Annotated in this window: 4 protein-coding genes and 1 pseudogene; 2 read left to right on the top strand and 3 right to left on the bottom strand. The window is 67.5% G+C overall.

Annotated elements, in window-relative coordinates:
* Together CON77_RS13985 and soxB are read left to right on the top strand one after the other, a co-directional pair.
* On the top strand, positions 1 to 171 hold a 171-nt coding region (locus CON77_RS13985; RefSeq protein WP_198552395.1), incomplete at its 5' end, for a thiosulfate oxidation carrier complex protein SoxZ.
* A 73-nt stretch (positions 172 to 244) separates the two neighbouring features.
* Positions 245 to 1,969 carry a thiosulfohydrolase SoxB gene (gene soxB / locus CON77_RS13980; RefSeq protein ID WP_101050113.1) on the top strand — a complete coding sequence of 575 codons (1,725 nt, stop codon included), beginning with the start codon at positions 245 to 247 and terminating at the stop codon, positions 1,967 to 1,969.
* Positions 1,970 to 1,981: 12 nt separating this feature from the next.
* Here the strand turns inward: soxB and CON77_RS13975 are convergent, their stop codons facing one another.
* The 3 genes and pseudogenes from CON77_RS13975 to CON77_RS13965 form a co-directional block, all read right to left on the bottom strand.
* On the bottom strand, positions 1,982 to 3,136 hold the full coding sequence (locus CON77_RS13975; RefSeq protein ID WP_101050111.1) for an alpha-hydroxy acid oxidase: 1,155 nt from the start codon (positions 3,134 to 3,136) through the stop codon (positions 1,982 to 1,984).
* Between the two features lie 142 nt (positions 3,137 to 3,278).
* The gene (locus CON77_RS13970) at positions 3,279 to 3,779 is read right to left on the bottom strand and encodes a hemerythrin domain-containing protein (RefSeq protein ID WP_101050109.1); all 501 of its coding nucleotides are present in this window, start codon (positions 3,777 to 3,779) and stop codon (positions 3,279 to 3,281) included.
* Between the two features lie 65 nt (positions 3,780 to 3,844).
* A pseudogene (locus CON77_RS13965) lies at positions 3,845 to 4,408 on the bottom strand (Rne/Rng family ribonuclease); the annotation flags it as partial.

The following is a 4,408-nucleotide window of genomic DNA, read 5'->3' as shown; positions in this document are numbered from 1 at the left end:
GAAGCCACGCACAACGGCAAGGTGGTGCTCAAGTGCGACTGGAGCGGGGCGGTGTCGCAGAACCCGTTCCTGAGCTTCAAGTTCAAGGGCGCGGCCAAGGGCGAGAAGGTCCAGGTCAAATGGACCGACAACAAGGGCGAGTCCCGCACCGACGAAGCCGCCATCGCCTGAGCCGGCAGGGCGCAGGACAGGCCAGCCCCCGCTGGCCTTTTTTGTCTCAATTCACCCACAACAAGGAAGAACCATGAGCTTCAGCCGCCGTGAGTTCATGCAGGTACTGGCCGTGGCCAGCGCTTCCGGCATGGCCCTGACCCACCAAGACCTGCTGGCCGCCACCCCCGGTGCCGGTGAGCGTTTGTACGACCTGCCCAAATTCGGCAACGTCAGCTTCATGCACTTCACCGACTGCCACGCGCAGTTGATGCCCATCTACTTCCGCGAGCCCAACGTCAACCTGGGCCTGGGCGAGGCACTCGGCCGTCCGCCGCATATCGTGGGCGAGCAGTTGCTCAAGCATTTCGGCATCCGGCCTGGCACGGCCGCGGCCCACGCTTTCACCTACCTGAATTTCGACCAGGCCGCCCAAACCTACGGCAAGGTCGGCGGTTTTGCCCACCTGGCCACGCTGGTCAAGCAGATCCAGGCGAATCGCCCGCACGCGCTGCTGCTCGACGGTGGCGACACCTGGCAGGGTTCGGCCACCTCGCTGTGGTCCAACGCGCAAGACATGGTGGACGCCTGCAAGCTGTTGGGCGTGGACATCATGACCCCGCACTGGGAATTCACCTTCGGCGCCAACCGCGTCAAAGAAATCGTCGAAAAAGACTTCAAGGGCCAGATCGACTTCGTGGCGCAGAACGTCACCACCACCGATTTCGGTGACCAGGTGTTCGCGCCCTACGTCATGAAGGAGCAGAACGGCGTCAAGCTCGCCGTCATCGGCCAGGCCTTCCCCTACACCCCCATCGCCAACCCGCGCCACTTCGTGCCCGACTGGAGCTTCGGCATCCAGGACGAAAACATGCAGAAGCAGGTGGACGAGTGCCGCGCCAAGGGCGCCCAGGTGGTGGTGGTGCTGTCGCACAACGGCATGGACGTGGACATCAAGATGGCCTCGCGCGTGCGCGGCATCGACGCCATTTTGGGTGGCCACACCCACGATGGCATGCCCGCGCCGGTGGTGGTGAAGAACGCCGGCGGCCAGACGCTGGTGACCAACGCCGGCTCCAACGGCAAGTTCCTGGCGGTGCTGGACTTCGACGTGCGCGGCGGCAAGGTGCAGGACTTCCGCTACAAGCTGATGCCGGTGTTCTCCAACCTGATCAAGCCCGACGCCGCCATGCAGGCGCTGATCGACCAGCACCGCGCGCCCTACAAGGCCAAGCTGGAGGAAAAGCTGGCCGTCTCCGAAGGCGCGCTGTACCGCCGCGGCAATTTCAACGGTTCCTGGGACCAGCTCATCTGCGACGCGCTGATGGAAGTCAAGGGCGCCGACGCGGCGTTCTCGCCGGGCGTGCGCTGGGGCACCAGCCTGCTGCCGGGCGACGTCATCACCTACGAGCGCATGATGGACCAGATGGCCCTGACCTACCCGGCGACCACGCTCAACGAGTTCACCGGCGAGCAGATCAAGGGCATCATGGAAGACGTGGCCGACAACATCTTCAACCCCGACCCCTACTACCAGCAAGGCGGCGACATGGTGCGCGTGGGCGGCATCCAGTACACCTGCGACCCGAAGGCGCCGATGGGTTCGCGCATCAACAACCTGACGCTCAAGGGCAAGCCGCTGGACGCCAGCAAGAAGTACAAGGTGGCGGGCTGGGCCTCGGTGCAGGAGGGCGTGCAGGGCACCCCGATCTGGGACGTGGTCTCCACCTACCTGAAGGACAAGAAGGTCGTCAAGCAGGTGCAGATCAACCAGCCCAAGCTGGTGGGCGTGGACGGCAACCCCGGCGTGGTGCTCTGACGCTTTTCGGGATCAGGCCGTGGGGTAGGTGCCGGGGCGCAGGATCTGGCGGTCCACGTTGTGGATGTGGGTGTGGCCGCAGAAGGCCATGGTCACGTCCAGTTCCTTGTGGATGATCTGCAGCGCCTTGGTCACGCCGGCTTCGCCCATCGCACCCAGGCCGTAGACCATGGCGCGGCCGATCATGGTGCCACGCGCGCCCAGGGCCCAGGCCTTGAGCACGTCCTGGCCGCTGCGGATGCCGCCGTCCATCCACACCTCCAGCTGGTTGCCCACCGCCTGCACGATGGCCGGCAGCGCGTCGATGCTGGCCGGTGCCCCGTCCAGCTGGCGCCCGCCGTGGTTGCTCACGACGATGGCATCGGCCCCGGCCTGGGCCGCCAGTACCGCGTCCTCCACCTCCATGATGCCTTTGAGGATGAGCTTGCCGCCCCAGCGCTCTTTTACCCAGGCCACGTCGGCCCAGCTCAGGCGCGGATCGAACTGCTCGTTGGTCCAGGCCGACAGCGAGCGCATGTCGCTCACGCCCTTCACGTGCCCCACCAGGTTGCGGAAGGTGTGGCGCCGGGTTCCCAGCATGCCCAGGCACCAGCGCGGTTTGGTGGCCAGGTTGATCAGGTTGTTCAGCGTCGGACGGGGCGGGGCGGTCAGGCCGTTCTTCAAATCCTTGTGGCGCTGGCCGATCACCTGCAGGTCCAGCGTCAGCACCAGGGCGCTGCATTTCGCGGCTTTGGCACGGTCGATCATGCGCGCCATCGCGTCGCGGTCGCGCATCATGTAAAGCTGGAACCAGAACGGCGCCGAGGTGTGTTCGGCGATGTCCTCGATCGAGCAGATGCTCATCGTCGACAGCGTGAAGGGGATGCCGAACTTCTCGGCGGCGCGCGCGGCGTGGATCTCGCCGTCGGCGTGCTGCATGCCGGTCAGGCCGACCGGGGCGATGGCCACCGGCATGCTCGCCGCCTGGCCGACCAGGGTGGTGGCGGTGCTGCGGCCTTCCATGTTTACCGCCACGCGCTGGCGCAGCTGGATGCGCTGGAACCCGCTTTCGTTGGCGCGGTAGGTGGTTTCGGTCCACGAGCCGCTGTCGGCGTAGTCGTAGAACATGCGCGGCACGCGCCGTTCGGCCAGCTGGCGCAGGTCTTCGATGTTGGTGATCACGGGCATGGACGGGTCTCCTGATGGGGTGTGCCCGGCATCGTAAGCGGGGCCCCGGGGCTTGTCATGTGAAAGCGCGACGGCGCGCCGTGAAAAAAATTGACCCCGGCCGCTCGCGCGTGCCGGGGTCGCTGTCTGAGGGGGAGCGGGGTCAGCTGCAGGAGACGCTGCCGCAACCACTCATGGTGGCCGGGCGCACCCGCGACGGGTCGGCCAGGGTCTCGGTGCGGCTGTCGAAGCCGACCGACTGCATGTGCTGCGCCAGGCCGGCGTCCATGCTGCGGGCGTGCATCGGGAACCACTCGGCCAGGGCCTCGGCCATGCGGGTGATGATGTCCGCGTCGCCTTTCAGGAAATGTTCTTCCACGGCACGCATGGTCTCCAGAATGCTCTGGTGCTGGCTGGCGTGGCAATTGTCGGCGGCGAAACCGATGGCCACCATCCAGCGGTCTTCTTGGGCGAAGTGTTCCACTGTGTGTTCCACCAGGGCGCGGTACAGCGGCAACTGCTGCTCAGGCGGGGTGGCGCGCAACTCGGCGACCAGGGTCACGAATTCCTCGTGCGTCTGGTCCATGCGGTCGTCGCCGCTGTGCAGGCCGGCCGACCAGACCAGGTCGGGCACCGGGGGGAAATCGGTCGTGGTGTCGGTCATGGGGGTCAGGATAACAAGCCGGCAGGGCCCGGGACTTGACGGAGGTCAAGCCCGGGTCTGGGGCGTCAGGCCTCGAAGGGCAGGGTCATCTCGCGCAGGTCGCGGCGGGTTTCCACCAGCACCAGCGGGCCTTCGTCCAGCACCGGCGCGGGCTTGGGCTCGCGCGGCACGTGCACCGGCTTGGGCTCGGCGGCGATGAGGGCCTGGGCCTGGGCCACGCGCTCGGCGTCGGATTGCACCCATTCCAGGCCGGCCTGCTGGGCGATCTGGGACAGGGCGTCCACCGACAGGGCGAAGGCCTGCACCGCGGGCATGCCAGAGGTGGCTGCCGGTGCAGCGCTCACCGGGGCCGGTGCCTGCGGGGCGGCCGGCACGGCCACGGGGGCGGCGGGCGTTGCCTCCACCACCGTCTCGCTGCCCACTGCCTCCGGCGCCACCGCTGCCACAGGGGCCGCGGTGAAGTAGGAGCGCACGGGTGCTTCGGCTTCGGCCTCGGTCGTGGCTTCGGCAGTCGCCGCCGCCGGGGCGTCGCTGGCGGGCGCGTTGCCGTTCTCACCACGGGCGCGGCGGTCGCGGCCGTAGCGGTCGCGGCTGCGGCGTTCACGCGGGGCGCGTTCGGCGTTGTCCGG

It is taken from the genome of Macromonas nakdongensis, assembly GCF_002837145.1.
Lineage (GTDB): Bacteria > Pseudomonadota > Gammaproteobacteria > Burkholderiales > Burkholderiaceae_C > Macromonas_B > Macromonas_B nakdongensis.
Note: the sequence above shows the minus strand (reverse complement) of the source record. Positions and strands in the feature narration are given on the sequence as shown.

Coding starts and splice junctions, on each gene's coding strand:
- soxB (WP_101050113.1), top strand. CDS start 245: ATGAGCTTCAGCCGCCGTGAGTTCATGCAGGTACTGGCCGTGGCCAGC.
- CON77_RS13975 (WP_101050111.1), bottom strand. CDS start 3,136: ATGCCCGTGATCACCAACATCGAAGACCTGCGCCAGCTGGCCGAACGG.
- CON77_RS13970 (WP_101050109.1), bottom strand. CDS start 3,779: ATGACCGACACCACGACCGATTTCCCCCCGGTGCCCGACCTGGTCTGG.